At 65.9% G+C, this 18,504-nt stretch carries 17 protein-coding genes; 12 read left to right on the top strand and 5 right to left on the bottom strand.

Translation table 11 applies throughout. The features are described 5' to 3' along the window. Window position 1 precedes the first annotated feature (1 nt). The 8 genes from E8E91_RS26040 (at window position 2) to E8E91_RS26005 (ending at window position 8,290) form a co-directional block, all read left to right on the top strand. A complete protein-coding gene (locus E8E91_RS26040; protein ID WP_280379858.1) occupies window positions 2-658 on the top strand; it encodes a helix-turn-helix transcriptional regulator in 657 nt (218 codons plus the stop codon). Between the two features lie 179 nt (window positions 659-837). Next, entirely contained in the window at window positions 838-1,653 is an 816-nt protein-coding gene (locus E8E91_RS26035; RefSeq protein ID WP_190830403.1) for a molybdenum cofactor biosynthesis F family protein, read from the top strand. Continuing rightward, the gene (locus E8E91_RS26030; RefSeq protein WP_280379856.1) at window positions 1,650-2,432 is read left to right on the top strand and encodes an SDR family oxidoreductase; all 783 of its coding nucleotides are present in this window, start codon (window positions 1,650-1,652) and stop codon (window positions 2,430-2,432) included. Before E8E91_RS26035 ends, E8E91_RS26030 begins: the two co-directional genes overlap by 4 nt. 198 nt (window positions 2,433-2,630) lie before the next feature. Then, window positions 2,631-3,878: an MFS transporter gene (locus E8E91_RS26025; protein ID WP_280379854.1), complete on the top strand. Its 1,248-nt coding sequence runs from the start codon at window positions 2,631-2,633 to the stop codon at window positions 3,876-3,878. Window positions 3,879-4,017: 139 nt separating this feature from the next. Further along, a complete protein-coding gene (locus tag E8E91_RS26020; RefSeq protein ID WP_280379852.1) occupies window positions 4,018-5,001 on the top strand; it encodes a helix-turn-helix transcriptional regulator in 984 nt (327 codons plus the stop codon). 105 nt (window positions 5,002-5,106) lie between these two features. Continuing rightward, on the top strand, window positions 5,107-5,979 hold the full coding sequence (locus tag E8E91_RS26015; protein WP_280379849.1) for a transporter: 873 nt from the start codon (window positions 5,107-5,109) through the stop codon (window positions 5,977-5,979). Window positions 5,980-5,995: 16 nt separating this feature from the next. After that, a complete protein-coding gene (locus E8E91_RS26010; protein WP_280379847.1) occupies window positions 5,996-7,153 on the top strand; it encodes an MFS transporter in 1,158 nt (385 codons plus the stop codon). Window positions 7,154-7,171: 18 nt separating this feature from the next. Continuing rightward, window positions 7,172-8,290: a class II histone deacetylase gene (locus E8E91_RS26005; protein WP_280379845.1), complete on the top strand. Its 1,119-nt coding sequence runs from the start codon at window positions 7,172-7,174 to the stop codon at window positions 8,288-8,290. 183 nt (window positions 8,291-8,473) lie between these two features. Here E8E91_RS26005 and E8E91_RS26000 read toward each other — a convergent pair whose 3' ends face one another. The 4 genes from E8E91_RS26000 to E8E91_RS25985 are packed head-to-tail and all read right to left on the bottom strand — an operon-like array spanning window position 8,474 to window position 12,620. Then, complete coding sequence (locus E8E91_RS26000) at window positions 8,474-9,688, bottom strand: Bcr/CflA family multidrug efflux MFS transporter (RefSeq protein WP_280379843.1); 1,215 nt, start codon at window positions 9,686-9,688, stop codon at window positions 8,474-8,476. A gap of 53 nt (window positions 9,689-9,741) precedes the next feature. Continuing rightward, window positions 9,742-11,064 carry a TRAP transporter large permease gene (locus E8E91_RS25995; RefSeq protein WP_280379841.1) on the bottom strand — a complete coding sequence of 441 codons (1,323 nt, stop codon included), beginning with the start codon at window positions 11,062-11,064 and terminating at the stop codon, window positions 9,742-9,744. Continuing rightward, complete coding sequence (locus E8E91_RS25990) at window positions 11,061-11,591, bottom strand: TRAP transporter small permease (protein WP_280379839.1); 531 nt, start codon at window positions 11,589-11,591, stop codon at window positions 11,061-11,063. Before E8E91_RS25990 ends, E8E91_RS25995 begins: the two co-directional genes overlap by 4 nt. 6 nt (window positions 11,592-11,597) lie before the next feature. Then, window positions 11,598-12,620, bottom strand: a complete 1,023-nt coding sequence (locus E8E91_RS25985) for a TRAP transporter substrate-binding protein (RefSeq protein ID WP_280379837.1) — start codon at window positions 12,618-12,620, stop codon at window positions 11,598-11,600. Between the two features lie 366 nt (window positions 12,621-12,986). Between E8E91_RS25985 and E8E91_RS25980 the strand changes: the two genes are divergently transcribed. Next, the gene (locus E8E91_RS25980) at window positions 12,987-14,234 is read left to right on the top strand and encodes an OprD family porin (RefSeq protein ID WP_280379835.1); all 1,248 of its coding nucleotides are present in this window, start codon (window positions 12,987-12,989) and stop codon (window positions 14,232-14,234) included. Between the two features lie 205 nt (window positions 14,235-14,439). Here E8E91_RS25980 and hpaA read toward each other — a convergent pair whose 3' ends face one another. Further along, complete coding sequence (gene hpaA / locus E8E91_RS25975; protein WP_280372356.1) at window positions 14,440-15,357, bottom strand: 4-hydroxyphenylacetate catabolism regulatory protein HpaA; 918 nt, start codon at window positions 15,355-15,357, stop codon at window positions 14,440-14,442. Window positions 15,358-15,526: 169 nt separating this feature from the next. On the opposite strand from hpaA, the gene E8E91_RS25970 reads away from it, so the two are divergent. The 3 genes from E8E91_RS25970 to hpaE are packed head-to-tail and all read left to right on the top strand — an operon-like array spanning window position 15,527 to window position 18,451. Continuing rightward, window positions 15,527-16,186: a fumarylacetoacetate hydrolase family protein gene (locus tag E8E91_RS25970; RefSeq protein ID WP_280379834.1), complete on the top strand. Its 660-nt coding sequence runs from the start codon at window positions 15,527-15,529 to the stop codon at window positions 16,184-16,186. 10 nt (window positions 16,187-16,196) lie between these two features. Next, window positions 16,197-16,985, top strand: a complete 789-nt coding sequence (locus tag E8E91_RS25965) for a fumarylacetoacetate hydrolase family protein (RefSeq protein ID WP_280379832.1) — start codon at window positions 16,197-16,199, stop codon at window positions 16,983-16,985. Between the two features lie 5 nt (window positions 16,986-16,990). Continuing rightward, window positions 16,991-18,451, top strand: coding sequence for a 5-carboxymethyl-2-hydroxymuconate semialdehyde dehydrogenase (gene hpaE / locus E8E91_RS25960; RefSeq protein ID WP_280380366.1), 1,461 nt, complete (start codon window positions 16,991-16,993; stop codon window positions 18,449-18,451). Window positions 18,452-18,504: the final 53 nt, after the last annotated feature.

Genomic DNA, 18,504 nt, shown 5'->3' with positions numbered 1-18,504 from the left:
CATGCACGACGACTTCGGCCTGCACTGCCTGCAGGCCTTCAGCCGGGTGGTCCCGGCCTCCTGCTTCGCCTTCTACCAGGTCGACCCACACCTGCGCGCCCGCGACTTCCAGCTCCTGCGTATGGACGCCCGGACCCACCGCGACTACCTCGACCACTACCGCGACTTCGACCCGCTGCAGCCCGCCCTTTGCCGCGACGAACGCCGCGCCGTGGTGTCACTGCGGGAAGCCATGGCACGCCAGGCCGACAATGCGCGGCGCATCTACCAGGGCTTCCTGGTCCGCCATGGCATCCGCGACGTGGTCGAGGTGATCGCCCATGTTCGCCAGCGGCCGGTGGCGGGCGTCTCCCTGTTGCGCCTGGGCACCCAGCCGCCCTTCGATGCCGATGAACTGCAGCGCCTGGATGGCCTGCGCGGCCTGCTCGACCTCGCCGTGCGCCAGCTGCCGGACGCTCCAGCGGAGAACGATGGGCTGACCGGCTTCACGCCTCGGGAACAGGAAATCGCCCTGCTCCTACGCGAAGGCCTGTCCAACAAGGACCTCGCCCGGCAGCTCGACATGGGGCTGGCCACGGTGAAGACCCACCTTATCCACCTGTTCCGCAAGACCGGTGCACGCAGCCGTACAGAATTGGTGAGAAAGCTCTTCCCGTAGGATGGGGCGGGCGGCGTTCCGCAAGCTGAGCAAAACCTATCAATCACCGTGTCAGACCGATGTGTATCGCAAGCTCCACCCATCCTGCGATCTGAACGTGCCGCCTCCACCTTCCGGTTGATACCGCCCCACCCCCATCCGACCGAGCATGGCGCCATCCCAACCCACGGAGATGAGCCATGACTACCCAACCCGAATGGATCACTGTCGGCGCCCTCGCCGACGGTTTCGCCCCGGAAGCCTTCATCCTGCCCAGCCTGGCGGACCTTGCCGACCGCACCTTCACCCTGCACTTCGCCAACGGCTGGCGGATCGAGCATCGCTTCGGCGCCGAGCAGCTCGCCTGGTCATTGCAGGACGGCAGCGGCGGCGAGGCCCCCTACCGCGCCACGTCGGTGCGCGAGGGTCTGTACCTGGTGGACTTCCTCAAGCAGGAGAACGGCCGCACGGTCTCGGTGAGCCTGGTGCTGGATATCACCAACGCCGCCTTCACCGCCGTGCTCGGGCGCATGCCCAGCGAGGCGGAATGCCGGGGCGACCTGTTCGGCAAGGCCCTCGCCGGTGGCGAGCTGACGTCGGTGAAGGCGGAATTCCTCCACGGCAGCCTCGATCGCCCCTGGCGCGAAGGCGCCTGCCCCCACGCGCCGAGTCTCGAGCTGGTAGGCCTGCGCAACCTCTACCGCTACAGCCCCAGCGAGGTCTACGAGCACCTCTACCTCAACGAGAACTTCTACAGTTGGCAGTGCCTGAAGGGCGTCGAACAAGGCCTGGCGGACACCGACCGCTGCCACACGCTGAAGATCGCCGAGTCGCTCTACCTCTTCGTCTGGCGGGAGAAGATCATCCCCACCCTCGGCGTGGTGCTGATCGACCTGCAGCACCATCGCAGCGACGGCAAGATCTGCGGCTATGCCGGCGGCGACTTCGGCCAGTTGTCGAACTTCCCGGTGAGTTCCCACTGCAGCGTGCTGAACCGCACGGAGTATCCGCTGTGAAGGGCCGCACCGTGCTCATCACCGGAGCCGGCAGTGGCATAGGCGCGGTCTGTGCACAACGTCTCGCCCGCGACGGCGCGCAACTGGTGCTGGTGGGAAGACGTCGCGAACCGCTGGAGGACGTAGCCGCCGGGACCGGCGGCCTGGTGCTCTGCGGGGATGCCGCCAGCAGCGCCGACTGGGCCCACTTCATCCCGGCCATCCGCGAGCGCTTCGGTGGCCTCGACGGGGTGATCGCCAACGCCGGCGGCCATGGCCTGGGCAGCGCCACCGAAACCTCGGACGAGGACTGGCAGGCGGCAATGCGCGCCAACCTGGACAGCGCCTTCTACACCGCCCGCGCCTGCCTGCCGCTGCTGTTACAGCGGCGCGGCGCCCTGGTGCTGATGGCCTCCATCGCCGCCCTGGCGGCCGGCGAAGGCGTTTGCGGCTACACCACCGCCAAGCACGCCCTCCTCGGCCTCACCCGCTCCCTGGCCCGGGACTACGGCCCGCAAGGCGTGCGGGTGAATGCCGTCTGCCCGGGCTGGGTGCGCACGCCCATGGCCGACGCCGAGATGCAGCCGTTGATGGAGCGCCATGGCGAAGACCTGGACGCGGCCTATGCGCGAGTTACCGCCGAGGTGCCACTGCGCCGCCCGGCCAAGCCGGAGGAAATCGCCAGCGTCTGCCGCTTCCTGCTCTCGGACGAAGCCTCCATCATCACTGGCGCCAGCCTGGTGGCCGATGGCGGGTCGAGCATCGTGGACGTGCCGACCTTGGCGTTCGGGCGCATTTGAGGCTCCATCCGTTCCCCTACTCGGCGTAGCCACTTAGCGTGAATCGCGCTTTTCCATCCACCAATGGCTCTATGCCGGGCCTCGAATGGTGGACCGGTGGAGCGTGGTCCACCCTTGGTTATGGAAATAGGCGCCGGGGGCACGGGGAAGTACGTTAAGATATTAACATTCTTCTTTCGCCTGCTCTTGGCTGCCCCAATGCCTGATTCCCGCCCCTGGCCCGCCGCCATCCGCGCCCTGCGCCACCGCAACTTCCGTCTGTACTTCGCCGGCCAGGCCGTTTCCACCCTGGGCAGTTGGCTGCAACAGGTCGCCCTCGCCTGGCTGATCTATCGCCTCACCGGCTCGGCTGCCCTGCTCGGCATCACCACCTTCGCGTCGCTGTTGCCGCAATTGCTGGTGGGCCCGCTGGCCGGTGCCTGGATCGATCGCCATGACAAGCGCCGCCTGCTGATCGGCGTGCAGGGCCTGCTCGGCCTTCAGGCCATCGCCCTCGCGGCACTTACTGCCAGCGACCTGATCGGGCCGACGCTGATCGTCGTCATGGCCGCGCTGCTGGGCGTCCTCAACGCTTTCGATACCCCACTGCGGCAGTCGCTGTTGAGCCAGTTCGTCAGCGGCAAGGAAGACCTGCCCAACGCCCTGGCGCTCAATGCCATGCTGTTCAACAGTTCGCGCTTCGTTGGTCCGCCCCTGGCCGGCCTGCTGCTGGGATTCACCAGCGAGGCGGCCTGCTTCGCCCTCAACGCTCTCTCCTATCTGGGGCTGGCGGCGGGGCTGCTGGTGATCCGCATGGCGCCCACGCCGCGCGCCGCCGGCTCCACCGGGGATGTGTTCCGTGAAGGGCTGGCCTATGTCGCCGGCAGGCCAACCATCCGCCTGATGATGCTCAGCGTGCTGGTGGTCAACCTCACCGCCTCCAGCTACGCCGTGCTGCTCCCGGTGTTTGCCAAGGACATCTTCAATGGTGACGCACGAACGCTCGGCTGGCTCTGGGGGGCGGCAGGCCTTGGCTCATTGCTGGGCACGCTGTTCCTCGCCAATCGCCACGCCCTGCCAAGCCTGGTCAGGAGCATCATGGCCTGCGCCCTGGCCGGAGGTGCGGGATTGCTGGCCTTCGCCGCCAGCCGGCAGTTGGCCCTCTCGTTGTTGGCCATGGCCGTGCTCGGCTTCGCCATCACCAACTGCAACGTCGGCACCAATATCCTCTTGCAGAGCCTGGCCCCGGAGCGCCTGAGGGGGCGCGTCGTGTCGCTCTACACCTCGACGCGATTCGGCTTCGACGCCATCGGCGGACTGCTGGCGGGCGTACTCGCCGAACACTTCGGTGCACCTGCCGCCATGGCCGGCGCCGGCGTGCTGCTGCTCGGTTATTGCGCCTGGCTGCTTCCGCGCCAGCGCCTGCTGGGCCGGGATATTGCCGCGAGCAGCGAGGGCCCGCGCTGACCCTATCCTGCATCTGTAGGATGGCGGCTCCTTCACGCGAACCTGATACTCGCTCCAGGCCCTGCCCCGTCGCAAAGACGAAAGGCCATGACTCGAACCTGTGACAGAACAAAAACAACGTCGCACCCGGGGATACCGCATGAGCAGGAACGACCAGGCTGATCGAACGATCACCACCGCATTGCTGGAGGCATTCAGCAACACCGTGCTGGAACTCCAGCGCCTGGCCAGGGACAGGTCCATCGAGCGCTTCCACGCTCTTGCACTGACGCAGCTCCAGCAGCTGCTGCCCTTCGACAAGGCCTGGTGGGGCCGCGCCGCGATGATCGACGGCCTGCCGGAAGAACACAGCTCGCACCTGTTCAACCTACCGCCGCACTACCTGGAAGACTGGCAGTCGATCCGCCACGAGGACGTGACCGTCGGCCTGGTCAGCGCCACGCCCGACAAGGCGGTGATCGTCGACAGCGCCAACAGCACACCAGGCCTGCGATGGCTGGGGGAGCGCCACGGCTTCCGTGAGTTCCTCTGCGTCATCCATTCCGACCCGCAGACCGGCCTGGTAGACCACCTGACCCTCTACCGCTCGCCGACGTCCGCCCCCTTCAACGACCAGGATCAACTGCTGATGGACCAGTTGATGCGGCACCTCGCCGCCGCCGTCTCGGCCAACCAGATCCGCACCCTGGTGGCCAAGCGGGAAAGCCTGTCCAACCCGCGCAACCTCGCGCTGGCCGTATGCGATGGACGCGGCACCCTGCATTGTGCCGAGCGCGGCTTCGTCGACCTGCTGCTCACCGAGTGGCCCGACTGGACCGGTCCGCAGTTGCCCGAGAGCATCAGCCCCGAGGGTTATCAGGGTGAGCGCCTGTTGCTGGAAGTCTCCGCGGTGGGCGACCTGTATCTGCTCGCCGCGCGCAGCCACAGCCCGCTGCAGCAGCTCAGCGCGCGCGAAAACGACGTGGCCCTGCGCTTCGGCGAAGGCAAGACCTACAAGGAAATCGCCCGCGACCTGGGCCTGGCGCCCAATACCGTGCGCCACCACATACGCACCATCTATTCCAAGCTCGGCGTGAAGGACAAGGCGAGCATCGCCCACCTCCTCCACTCGCCACCCGACTGATTCCCGCTTTCCCAGCCGCCTGAACTCCGGCTGCCCCACATGGGCGGCAGGGCGGCGCCTTGCCCGAAGAAACCCACCGCACCCAGAAAAAGAGATGCAACGCCCATGACCCGCACCCGCTCCTTCCGTCACGCCCTCCTCGGCAGCGTGCTGCTGCCCCTCGCCGCGCAGGCCGCCGACATGAACGCCCGCGACTTCTTCTCCGCCCCCTCGGGCACCCAGCTCGGCGTGCTCTACCTGCCCACCAATCGCGCCAACGACTTCCACGGCCCGGCCGACCGCACCGGCAAGGCGGACCTGGAGGTCAACGCCCTGGCCTACCGCCATGTGCTCTTCACCGATGCCTGCGGCACCCTCTGCACGCCGCAGTTCATCGTGCCCTACGTCGACATCGACGCCCGCCTTCCCGGCACCACCGGCCACACCAGCGAGCGCGGCATCGGCGACCCGCAGATGGGCGGTACGTTGTTCATCATCAACGACCCGGCCACCCGCACCTACAGCGGCCTGCTGACCCTGGTCACCGTTCCGGTGGGCGAGTACCACGGCAACAACCCGGATGTATCCCCCGGCGCCAATCGCTGGGGCCTGACCTTCAATTACAACTACACCCAGGGCGTCGGCGAGAAGTGGGTGCTGGAAGCCAACCTCGAAGCCCAGATCTACGGCAAGAACGACGACTACTACGGCATGGACCTGGAACAGGACCCGCTCTATCGCCTGCAAGCCTTCGCCTCCTATGACTTCACCCCGGCCACCTATGGCGCCCTGCGCCTGGTGCATGCCGACGGCGGTGAACTCAGCCTGAACGACCGCACCCTCGACGACACCCACCAGCGCTACACCCAGCTGGGTGTCGAGCTCGGCCACTGGCTGGACCGGCAGAACCAACTGATGGTCGCCCTCTCCCACAACGTTGACACCGACAACGGCTACCACGGCGCCCAGGCCCTGCTTCGCCTGGCCCACGTGTTCTGATCCAGGAGATATCGCCATGACCTTCCAATCCAGGCAGCCGCTGGCGCTGCAGGCCGCCATCGTCGTGTTCGCCGCCATCACCTCGGCGGTACTGCTCACCGCCCCCGCCATTGCCACCCGCCTCGCCGTCGAGCTGGGCCTGAACCCGGAGCAGATCGGCAACCTGTTCTCCATCGAACTGGGCGCCATGAGCCTCGCCACCCTGCCCTCCTTCTGGTGGCTGAAGCGGGTCGACTGCCGCCGCGCGGCGCTGATCGCCGCCCTGCTGTTCATCGCCGGCAATCTCGCCTCTGCGGCGACGGCGAGCCACCTGCCTCTGGCCGCGCTGCGCTTCGTCACCGCCCTGGCCGGCGGCTCGCTGATGGTGCTCTGCCTGTCCTGCGCGGCAACACTGCCCAATCCGAGCCGCGCCTATGGCTTCTGGGTGTTGGGCCAACTGGTGCTCGGCGCCATTGGTCTGAGCCTGCTGCCACGCCTGTTCGAGGCCTACGGCCTGGGCGTCGGTTACCTGCTGCTGGCCGCCTTGACGGTGCTCGGTCTGCCCCTTGTACGCGCCTTCCCAACGGCCTATCGGGCGCCCGAACGCATCGCGCGCAGAGGCACAGCATCACGCTGGAAAGTCGTGGCGGCCATCCTCGGTCTGCTGGGTTTCTATGTCGCCCTCAGCGCCGTCTGGACCTTCATCGGGGCCATCGGCGCCCAGGCCGGCCTGAACGCCCAGGCCAGCGGCGACATCCTCGCCATCGCCACCCTCATGGGCATCGCCGGAGCCGGCTGCGCGACCCTGATCGGCGAGCGCCTGCCGCGCACGCCACTGCTGTGCAGCGGCTTCGGCCTGATGGTGGCCGCCACCCTGCTGCTGCTCGACCAGCCCCATCTGGCGCGCTTCGCCGTGGCCGTCCTGCTGTTCAAGTTCACCTGGACCTACGTGCTGCCCTTCATCCTCGCCAGCCTGGTGGAACTTGATGAATCCGGCCGCCTGATGAGCCTGAGCAACCTGGTCATCGGCGCCGGTCTGGCCCTGGGCCCGGCCATGGCGGGCCGCCTGCTCAGCGACAGCGGCGACTTCCGATCCCTGCTTCTGGCCGCCGGCACCCTGACCACCCTGTCCCTGCTCGCCACCCTCGGCAGCCGCCTGCGCCCCGCTTCCCTCACCACCGCCCAATCCCTGTAAGCCAAGGAGTAACTCACCATGAGTCGCCGTAGTGCCTTCTTCTTCGACGAACTGTCCCTCTGGCACAGCGCCAGCCAGCACGCCCTGATCCTTCCGGTGGGAGGCTGGGTGCAGCCGCCCTCGGCTGCCGGCCACGCCGAATCCCCGGAAACCAAGCGCCGCCTGAAGAACCTGATGGATGTCTCCGGCCTCACCACCCGGCTCGATCTGCGCAGCGCCCCGGCCGCCAGCGACGAGGACCTGCTGCGTGTGCATCCGGAGCACTACCTGAAACGCTTCAAGGCCCTGAGCGACGCCGGCGGCGGCAACCTCGGCGAGCACGCGCCCATCGGCCCGGGCAGCTACGAGATCGCCAAGCTCTCCGCTGGCCTCGCCATGGCGGCGGTGGATGCCGTGCTCAAGGGCGAAGCCGACAACGCCTATTCCCTGTCGCGCCCGCCGGGTCACCACTGCCTGCCGGACCAGGCCATGGGCTTCTGCTTCCTGGCCAACATTCCGGTTGCCATCGAAGCGGCCAAAGCCCGTCACGGGCTGGGCAAGGTGGCGGTAATTGATTGGGACGTGCACCACGGCAACGGCACACAGGCGGTCTACTACAACCGGCCTGACGTGCTGACCATCTCCCTGCACCAGGACGGCTGCTTCCCGCCAGGCTACAGCGGTACGGACGATCGCGGCGAAGGGGCGGGGCTGGGCACCAACATCAACATCCCGCTGCTCGCCGGCAGTGGCCATGAGGCCTACCTCGAAGCCATGGAGCGAATCGTGATTCCGGCCCTGGAACGCTTCGAGCCGGAGCTGATCGTGGTCGCCTGCGGCTACGACGCCAACGCCGTGGACCCGCTGGCGCGCATGCTGCTGCACAGCGACAGCTTCCGCGCCATGACCCGCCTGGTCCGCGACGCCGCCGAGCGCTTGTGCCAGGGCCGCCTGGTACTGGTCCACGAAGGCGGTTATGCCGAAGCCTACGTGCCCTTCTGTGGTCTGGCGGTGATGGAGGAACTGTCCGGCATCCGCACCGAGGTCCAGGACCCGCTGTGCGACTTCATCGGCCTGCAACAGCCCGGCGAAGCCCAGCGCCAGTTGCAGAGCCGATTGATCGGCGAGATGGCGGAGGCATTCGGCCGCGCACCGTAGGGGCACGATGGCAGCACATTCTCCTGTGGGGGCGATTTCAATCGCCAGGGGGGTGCAGAACCGGTCACCGGGTAAATTGAATGCTCGCCCAGGGGCCGCTTCGCGGCCCTTTTTCGAATGAATTCGAACCCACAGGAGCTGGATCTACCCTCGCCCGTTGGGTTTCGCTTCGCTCTACCCAACCTACCGGTCGGCTATGCCTGCTGGGCTCGCACCGGTGCGTACGGCCAGGCGCAAGGACACAAAAGCGCCGACCCCGCAGAGGGCGACCACCAGGCTCATGGGCATTGGCGAGCCGTCATGCAGCACGCCCACCAGAAAGCTGGCCAGGGCGCCGAGGCCGAACTGCCCGGCCACTGCCAGGGCGGCGGCGGCACCGGCACGCTGCGGGAAGAGCGCCATCAGGCTGGCGATGGCGTTGGCGCCGAGCATCCCGGTGACGCTGACAAACAGCAGCAGCGCCAGCGCAATGGCCGGCCAGCCGGACGCCGGCAGGCAGGCCGCCAGCAACAGCGCCAGTCCGGCCAGAGCCGACACCTGGGAACCCCGACGCAACATGGCTTCCGGACCTAGACGCCCCACCAGGCGGGCGTTGAGGAACGTGGCGACTATCACCCCGGCGATGTTGGCGCCGAACAACAGCGCGTATTGCTGCGGGCTGAAGCGGAAATGCTCGATGAAGACGAAGGGCGAGCCGGTGATGTAGGCGAACATGCCGGCGAAGGACAGCTCCATGCACAGCATCAGCCCCACCGCGCGCGGGTTGCCGAGAATCGAGAGATAGGCAGCGAACGCGCTGCCCAGGGAGTGCCCACGGGCTTCGCCTTGATGGGTCTCCGGCACCCGTAGCCAGACCGCCAGGCCACAGAGCGTGGCGAAGCCGAGCAGGCCGATGAAGATCGAGCGCCAGCCGGCCACCTCCATCAGGTAACTGCCAAGCAGGGGCGCCACCAGCGTGGCGAGCATGGTCACCAGGTGCATCAGCGACAGCACCCGGGCTGCCTGCTGCAAGGGAAAGAGATCGCGCACGATGGCCCGCGCCAGTACCGAAGCAGCGGCCCCACCGAGGGCCTGCAGGCCGCGCCATATGAGCAACTGGTCGGCACTGGCCGCCCATGAACAGCCGACACTGGCGACCACGTACAGGGCAATGCCGCCGAGCAGCAAGGGGCGACGACCGAAGCGGTCCGACAGCGGACCGTAGAACAGCATGCCGATGCACAAGCCCACCAGGAACACGCTGATGCTGTGCTGAATCTGTGCATCGGTGGCCACCAGCTCCCGCGCCAGGGCCGGCAGGCTGGGCAGGTACATGTCGATGGACAGGGGAGCGAAGGCCACCAGGGCGGCCAGAAGAACGATCAGGCTTCGGCCGACCTGTGGGGTGGACTGGGTCATCGGGGACTCCGCAACGGCAGGAAAGGCACGGGCCGCAAGGCGGCCCGCGAATATCACAGGCTCAGCAGCCAGAGGCACACGCCGGGGAAGGCGACCAGCAGCACGATGCGCAGCAGGTCGGAGGCGAGGAACGGCAGCACGCCCTTGGCGGTTTCCAGGTAGGGCACGTCGCGCGCCACCTTGTTGACGATGAACAGGTTCATGCCTAACGGCGGGTGGATCAGGCCGATCTCCACCACCATCAGCGCAAGGATGCCGAACCAGATGGACTTCTGGACTTCGGTGAGGCCATAGAAATCCAGGCCCATGATCACCGGGTAGAAGATCGGGATGGTCAGCAGGATCATCGCCAGGGAGTCCATCACGCAGCCCAGCAACAGGTACAGCAGCAGGATGGCGCAGAGCACCAGCATGGGGGCGAGCCCGCTCTGCTTGACCCATTCGGCCAGTTCGGTGGGCATCTGGGTCAGCGCCAGGCCGGAGTTCAACAGGTCGGCACCCAGCAGCACGAGGAAGATCATTGCCGTGGTTTCGGCAGTGCCCAGCAGGCTCTGGCGCAGTCCGGCGCCCCGCATGCCGCCCTGGAAGAATGCCAGCAGGCCACAGGCCGCGGCGCCGATGGAAGCCGCTTCGGTGGGGTTGGCCCAACCGCCGTAGATGCCGACGATCACCACCAGGAACACGCCCAGTACAGGCAGCACCTGGAGGAACGCCTTGAATCGTTCGGCGGCACTGGCCGGTTCGCTACGGCTATGACCCTCCGGCTCCCGCGCCACCATCAGGCGTACCACGACCAGGTAGCCGACCGCTGCCAGCAGGCCCGGCACCACGGCGGCGACGAACAGCTTGGCGATGGATTCCTGGGTGAGCACCGCGTAGATGATCAGCGGGACCGACGGCGGGATGAGGATGCCCAGGGTGCCGCCCGCTGCCACAGTGGCAGTGGCCAGACGCCCGGAATAGTTGTGCCGGCGCAGTTCCGGCAGCGCCACCTGGCTCATGGTTGCCGAGGTGGCCAGCGACGAGCCGCAGATGGCACCGAAACCGGCGCAGGCGCCGATGGCGGACATGCCGATACCACCACGCAGATGACCGACGAAGGCTGCGGCGCAGCGGAATATCGCCTTGGACAGGCCGCCATGGGTGGCGAACTGGCCCATCAGCACGAACAGCGGGATCACCGCCAGGTCGTAGTTGGAGAGGCGCGACCAGGCCAGGTTGTTGAGGCTGAACAGCAGCGCGGAGAGGTCACCATCGTTCACGGCGAGAAAGCACAGGGCGCCGCCGACCATCATGGTCAGGCCGATGTGTATCCGCAGCACCAGCAGCGTGAAGGTGGCGGCCAGCGCCAACAGGCCGAGACTGAGACCGCTCATGGACGTTGCTCCCGGGTGAGGCATTGACGGGTTCGGGCGCAGGCGGTGACCGCCAGCAGCAGGAGGCTCGGGACGATGCCCAGCAGCGGTATCCACAGCGGCACCGAGAGCAGCGTGGAGACTTCGCCGTATTCACGGCTTTCCAGCACCTGCAGGCTGGTGCGCCAGGCCAGCACCAGCGCAACCAGCAGGCACAGGAAATGGGCACTGGCGTCCAGCCAGGCCTGGACCCGAACCGGCAGCTTCAGGGTGAAGGCGTCCACCTTGATGTGCTGGCCACGCAATTCGCAGAGCGGCAGGAACGCGGCAATGGCGACCGCCGCGCCTATCTCCATCAGCTCGATATCACCCTGAATGGGTGTGGCGAACAGCTTGCGGCCAATGATCGAGACCAGCGACATGGCCACCAGGGCCAGCAGGATGCAGCCGCCCCCCAGGGCGAACCCCTGGGCGGTACGCTGCAGCGCCCGGCTGGCCAGGCCAACCCCCTCGGCGGGGGAAGACTCGAAGGACAGGGACTCGTTCATGATCGATCACCGGGCGTTGCTGGAGAGCGACCGGGCGCCTTCAAGCAGCGCCTTGCCGTCGAGGCCCTTCTCGGTGGCGGCGTTGGCCCAGTCGTCGGCTACCGGCGCAGCGGCCTGGCGCATCACGCCGTAGGCGGTTGCGTCGATGGCGACTATCTGGTCGGAAGGCGTGCGGGTGCGGGCTTCGTCCAGGGCCTTGTCCCAGGCGATGGCAAAGCGTTCGTTCAGGGCCGGGCCGCTGTTGCGCTCGATGATGGCGCGCAGGTCCTCGGGCAGGCTGTTGAACTTGCGCTCGTTCATCAGCAGTGCCAGCACGGTGTAGGAGAACGCCGGCTGGCCAGCAGGAATGGCCGAGTGGTGATCGGTCACCTCGTCCAGCTTGGTCGGCGGCACCACTTCCCAGGAGGCCAGCGCACCGTCGACGACACCCTTGGAGATGGATTCGGTCATCTGTGCCGGCGGCATGCTCACCGGAGTGGCGCCGAGGGCTTCGACCAGCCTCGCGGCCGTGCGGCTGGAGGCGCGCAGCTTGAGGCTCTTCAGGTCCTCCAGGGTGGCGACACCCTTGCCGCGGGTGTGAATGTCCATGCCGCCGTCACCGTGCACGGACAGCACCTTGTAGCCCTTGAAGTCATCGCGGGCGAACTGTTCGTAGTACTGCCAGATGATCGGATTGCTCGCCCTGGCGCCGGGCGGAAGCATGAACGGCAGCTCCATGGCTTCGATGCGCGGGAACTTGCCCGCCGAATAGGCCGGCGCGGTCCAGACGATATCGGCAACACCGTTGCGGGCCATGTCGGCCAGCTTGGCTGGCGTTCCTCCCAACTGCATCGATGGATAGAACTGGCACTTGATGCGTCCGGCGGATTCCTCGCCGAGCTGCTGGCACCAGGGTTCGATGATGTTGCGCTGGGCATTGGAGTTGGCGGGAAGGAAGTGAGCGACCTTGAGGGTGTAGGTGGTTTCCGCGAGGGCCGCAGCGCAAGTGCAGGCGGCAGCGAAGAGGACGGCGAGCTTGGACATCTTCATGGGGGGTGAGCCTCGTTGTTCTTGTTCTCATGTGCGCCTGCCAACCCGCGATGCAGCATCGGCGGCGGCGATCTTGTTAATACATTCAAGATCTCGTTAACACATTAATCTTTAAAACATCCCTGTCAACCACAGACAACTCGACCTGCCTGTCACTGGCTCACCAAAAAATCAAACTAAATTCATAAATATCAATAGGTTACAAATAAAAAACGAAATCCACGGACCAGCATCTGGAAAGTGAGCGTGGCAGGGATAAGCAAAAACAATATTGTTAAAATGTTAATCAAATGCTAACAATCCGCTCCGCCATTGGCCGCTGAAGCGGCCTGGAGCCCACACAACGGCCAAAAGGAGATAAGAACAATGACCCGGCCCCATCCGTCCCGCGCCCTTCCCCGCCACGCCATCACCGTGCTGGCACTCGCATGCAGCGTCCACGCCTCGGCCGATTTCGCCGGCGACAGCAAGGCCAGCCTCGAGCTGCGCAACGTCTACCTAAACCGCGACTTCCGCCAGGAAGGAGCGCCCCAGTCCAAGGCTGCCGAATGGGGACAGGGCTTCATCGCCCGCTTCGAGTCCGGATTCACCGACGGCACCATCGGCGTCGGCCTGGACGCCCTGGGGGAACTGGGGGTGAAGCTGGATTCCAGTCGCGACCGACGCGGCACCGGCCTGCTGCCCTTCGGCCCCACCAGCAAGGAGCCGGTGGACGATTACAGCGAGCTGGGCCTGACCGCCAAGCTGCGCGCCTCGAAGAGCACCCTGCGCCTGGGCACCCTGATGCCCACCCTGCCGATAGCCATGTACAACGACACCCGCCTGCTGCCCTCCACCTTTTCCGGCGGCATGCTCACCAGCCAGGAATTCGACGGCCTGACCCTGAACGCAGGGCGCCTCACCGAAACCAACCTGCGGGACTCCTCCAGTCGTGACGACATCGGTTTCGCCGGCCAGACCAGCGACCACTTCGACTTCGCCGGCGGCACTTGGGCGCTGGACCAGAGCCTCGCCCTGACCGCCTACACCTCGGAACTGGAAGACATCTACCGCCAGCACTTCGCCGGCCTGGTGCATACCCTGCCCCTGGGCGAGGGCATGAGCCTGAAGAGCGACCTGCGCTACTTCGACAGCCGGGACAGCGGCGCCGGCAAGGCAGGACGTGTGGATAACCGCAACTTCAACGGCATGCTCAGCCTCACCGCCGGCGCCCAACGCTTCTCGGTGGCCTGGCAACAACTGTCCGGCGACAGCGCCTTCCCCTTCCTGACCGGCGGCGATCCCTACGTGGTCAACCTCGTGACGTTCAACACCTTCACCAAGCCCGAGGAAGACTCCTGGCAGGTGCGCTACGACTACGACTTCGCCAGCCTGGGAATTCCGGGATTGAGCTTCATGACCCGCTACATCAGCGGCGATGGCGTGGAACAGGGCGCCGTGCGCGACGGCCGCGAGTGGGAGCGCGACACTGACTTGGCCTACGTCATACAGAGCGGAAGCCTGCGCGGCTTCAACATCCGCCTGCGCAACGTCACCTTCCGTTCCGGGGATGGGCTGACCCAGGATCTCGACGAGAACCGCATCATCCTGGGGTACACGCTGGCGTTGTGGTAACCAACAGATCGGCGTTCGGGGGCCGCTTCGCGGCCCTTTTTCGAATGAATTCGAACCCACATGGATACACGGACCTGGATCGTAGGGTGCGCTGTGCGCACCGATTCCGAGTTCCGCTGCGGCACCAGGTCAAACCGGCGGTGCGCACGGCGCACCCTACCCGATCGGCTTCAACCGGCTGGAATCCGAACCCACCTGGGCCATCTCAGCGCCAGGCCTCTTCCTTGTCTTCAGCCTTGCGCTGGCGATAGTCGCTCGGGGTCATGCCAGCATTGCGGGCGAAGAAGCGGCTGAAGTAAGCCGGGTCCTTGAAACCCAGCAGGTAGCAGATCTCGTTGGCCGAGCTGCCGGTGAACAGCAGCAGGCGCTTGGCCTCCTGCATCACCCGGTCGTGGATCAGGCGCTTGGACGGCAGGTCGGCAATGCGCCGGCAGATATCGTTGAGACGCGCCTCGGTCACCCCCATCTGTCCAGCGTACTGCGCCAGCGACCAGTGCTCGCGGTAATGCCCTTCGATCAGGCCATTGAAGCGATGGAACACCTGCAGGTCCTCGTGGCGCGCCGGCTGGGCCTTGAGTGAACGGGCCGAGAGGCGCAACAGGCTGATGAAGATCAGGCGGGTCAGCGCCGACAGCGCCTCCTCGCGCCCCGGCCGGTTGGCGGCGAATTCGCTGCGCAGCTGGTCGAACAGCAAGTCGAGACGCTGCACCTCTTCGCGCAACTCCTCTCCCAGTTCAGCGAATGCCACACACACCGGCGAAATCTGCTGCCCATCGGCCAGGCCCTGCCCCGCTTCCAGCAATGACCAGACCAGCTGCTGACGCACAGTAAGCACATGGCCGTCGGCATCCTGTTCGGTGACGAAGGCATGAGGGATGGTCGGTGGCGTGAGGAAGAACAGCGGCCCCTCCTGACGGTATTGCTGCTCGTCGAGGTAGACCCGCACCGCACCACTCTTCACGTAATGCACCTGGAAGAAGCGGTCGTGGCGGTGAACCGGCATGTTGCGACCGAAGAAATCCGCGAGCTTGCCGAGGGCCTCGTAGTGCACCTCGGCGTCGGCGTACCGCTGGTCGTAGACCTGGCCGATATTGATGTTGGGAATGGGCTGGCGCTCTGCCATGACGACCTTTCTCCGTTGCCTTCGCACACCTTCGATGACGGAAGGTGAAGACGCAAGGCTTGACGATCATTAACATGTTAAATATAACGTTAACACATTAACGAAATCCTCGTTTCGGGTGGCGCTCCTGTCACGGCCCACCCGCTTTTTTCTGCTACAGGAGACGACCATGCGCCCCGCACTCGACCAAGTCGCCACCGGCACCCTGTTCGGCGTCGCGCTGAACTACCGGGGCCTGCTGGAAAGCCGTCTGGAGGAATTCCAGCAACCGCCCTACCAGAAGCCGCCGGCCAAGCCGGTGCTGTTCATCAAGACCCCGAACACCCGCAACGGCCACGGCCAGCCGGTGATCTACCCGCAAGGCGTCGAGCGCCTGCAACCGGGGCCGGCCCTGGGCGTGGTGATCGGCAAGAGCGCCAGCCGCGTAAGCGCCGCCGACGCCCTGGCCCATGTGGCCGGCTATGTGATCGTCAACGAATTCAGCCTGCCGGAAGAGAGCTACTACCGCCCGGCGGTGAAGGCCAAATGCCGCGACGGCTTCTGCCCTATCGGTCCGGAACTCGTACCCGCTGCCGACGTGCAGGACCCGCACGCCCTGACCCTCAAGCTCTTCGTCAACGGCGAACTGCGCCAGGAGAACAACACCGCCAACCTGGTGCGCGGCATCCCCCGGCTGATCGAGGAGATCAGCGAGTTCATGACCCTGCACGAGGGCGACGTGCTGATCACCGGCACCCCGGAAGGCCGCGTCGACGTGCAGCCCGGTGACCTCGTGGAAGTGGAAATCACCGGCCTCGGCCGACTCGCCAACACCGTGGTTGCGGAATAAGGAGCCCGAGATGAAACACGCACGCATCCGTTACCAGGGCGAAGTCCACGCCGTGATCGTGGAGGACGACAACGCCGTACGCCTCGCCGATGGCCGCCTGCTGGCCGAGGATCAGGTCCAGTGGTTGCCGCCAGCCACCGGCAGCATGTTCGCCCTCGGCCTGAACTACGCCGACCACGCTGCCGAACTGGCCTTCAAGGCACCCACCGAGCCGCTGGCCTTCATCAAGTCGCCGGGCACCTATACCGGCCACAACCAGGTCACCTGGCGCCCGGACAACGTCGCCTACATGCACTACGAGTGCGAGCTGGTGGCGGTGATCGGCAAGCCGGCGCGCAATGTGAAGCGCGAAGACGCCCTCGCCTACCTGGCCGGCTACACGGTCTGCAATGACTACGCCATCCGCGATTTTCTCGAGAACTACTACCGCCCCAACCTGCGGGTGAAGAACCGCGACGCCACCACCCCGGTCGGCCCGTGGATCGTCGACGCTGCCGATGTGGCCGACCCGATGAAGCTGAAGCTGCGCACCTGGGTGAACGGCGAGCTGAAGCAGGAGGGCACCACCGCGGACATGATTTTCGACATCCCCTACCTGATCGAATACTTCTCCAGCTTCATGACCCTGCAGCCGGGCGACATGATCGCCACCGGCACGCCGGAGGGCCTGGCCGACGTGGTGCCGGGCGATGAAGTGGTGGTGGAAGTGGAAGGCGTGGGCCGCCTGGTCAACCGAATCGTCAGCGAAGCCGATTTCTTCGAAAGCAAGGGCTTCGCCCGCAAGCAACAAGAGGCATGAACAAGATGATCAAGCACTGGATCAACGGCCAGGAAGTCGAAAGCAAAGAGACTTTCGTCAACTACAACCCAGCCACCATGGAGGCCATCGGTGAAGTAGCCAGCGGGGGCGCTGAGGAAATCGCCGCCGCCGTGGCCGCTGCCAAGGAAGCCTTCCCCAAGTGGGCCAACACCCCAGCCAAGGAGCGCGCGAAGCTGATGCGCAAGCTGGGTGAACTGATCGATGCGAACGTACCGCACCTGGCCGAGCTGGAAACCCTGGACACCGGCCTGCCGATCCACCAGACGAAGAACGTGCTGATCCCCCGTGCCTCGCACAACTTCGAGTTCTTCGCCGAGGTCTGCACCCGCATGGATGGCCACAGCTACCCGGTGGACGACCAGATGCTCAACTACACCCTGTACCAGCCGGTGGGCGTGTGTGGCCTGGTCTCCCCGTGGAACGTGCCCTTCATGACCGCCACCTGGAAGACCGCACCCTGCCTGGCCCTGGGCAACACCGCGGTGCTGAAGATGAGCGAGCTGTCGCCGCTGACCGCCAACGAACTGGGTCGCCTGGCCCTGGAAGCCGGCATCCCGAAAGGCGTACTGAACGTGGTGCAGGGTTACGGCGTCACCGCTGGCGATGCCCTGGTCCGCCACCCGGACGTGCGCGCGATTTCTTTCACCGGCGGCACCGCCACCGGCCGCAAGATCATGCAGACCGCCGGTCTGAAGAAGTACTCCATGGAACTGGGCGGCAAGTCGCCGGTGCTGATCTTCGAAGACGCCGACCTCGACCGCGCACTGGACGCCGCGCTGTTCACCATCTTCTCGCTGAACGGCGAGCGCTGCACCGCCGGCAGCCGGATCTTCATCCAGGAATCGGTGTACGACCAGTTCGTCGCCGAGTTCGCCGCCCGTGCCAAGCGCCTGATCGTGGGTGATCCGCAGGACCCGAAAACCCAGGTCGGCTCGATGATCACCCAGGCGCACTACGACAAGGTCACTGGCTACATCCGCATCGGCATCGAGGAAGGCGCCACCCTGCTGGCCGGTGGCCTGGAGCGTCCGGCGAACCTCCCGGCGCATCTGTCCAAGGGGCAGTTCATCCAGCCCACGGTGTTCGCCAATGTGGATAACCGCATGCGCATCGCCCAGGAAGAAATCTTCGGTCCAGTGGTCTGCCTGATGAAGTTCAAGGACGAAGCCGAAGCGCTGCGCCTGGCCAACGACACCGAGTACGGCCTGGCCTCCTACATCTGGACCCAGGACATCGGCAAGGCCCATCGCCTGGCGCGTGGCATCGAAGCCGGCATGGTCTTCATCAACAGCCAGAACGTGCGCGACCTGCGCCAGCCGTTCGGCGGCGTGAAGGGCTCGGGCACCGGCCGCGAAGGCGGTCAGTACAGTTTCGAAGTATTCGCCGAAATCAAGAATGTCTGTATCTCCATGGGGAGTCACCACATCCCACGCTGGGGTGTGTGAGATAACTGCTAATCCATAAAGAGGGGAGTCCGACTCCCCTCCCCGTGCCGGCG

The organism is Pseudomonas sp. BN515 (assembly GCF_029873155.1).
Lineage (GTDB): Bacteria > Pseudomonadota > Gammaproteobacteria > Pseudomonadales > Pseudomonadaceae > Metapseudomonas.
Note: the sequence above shows the minus strand (reverse complement) of the source record. Positions and strands in the feature narration are given on the sequence as shown.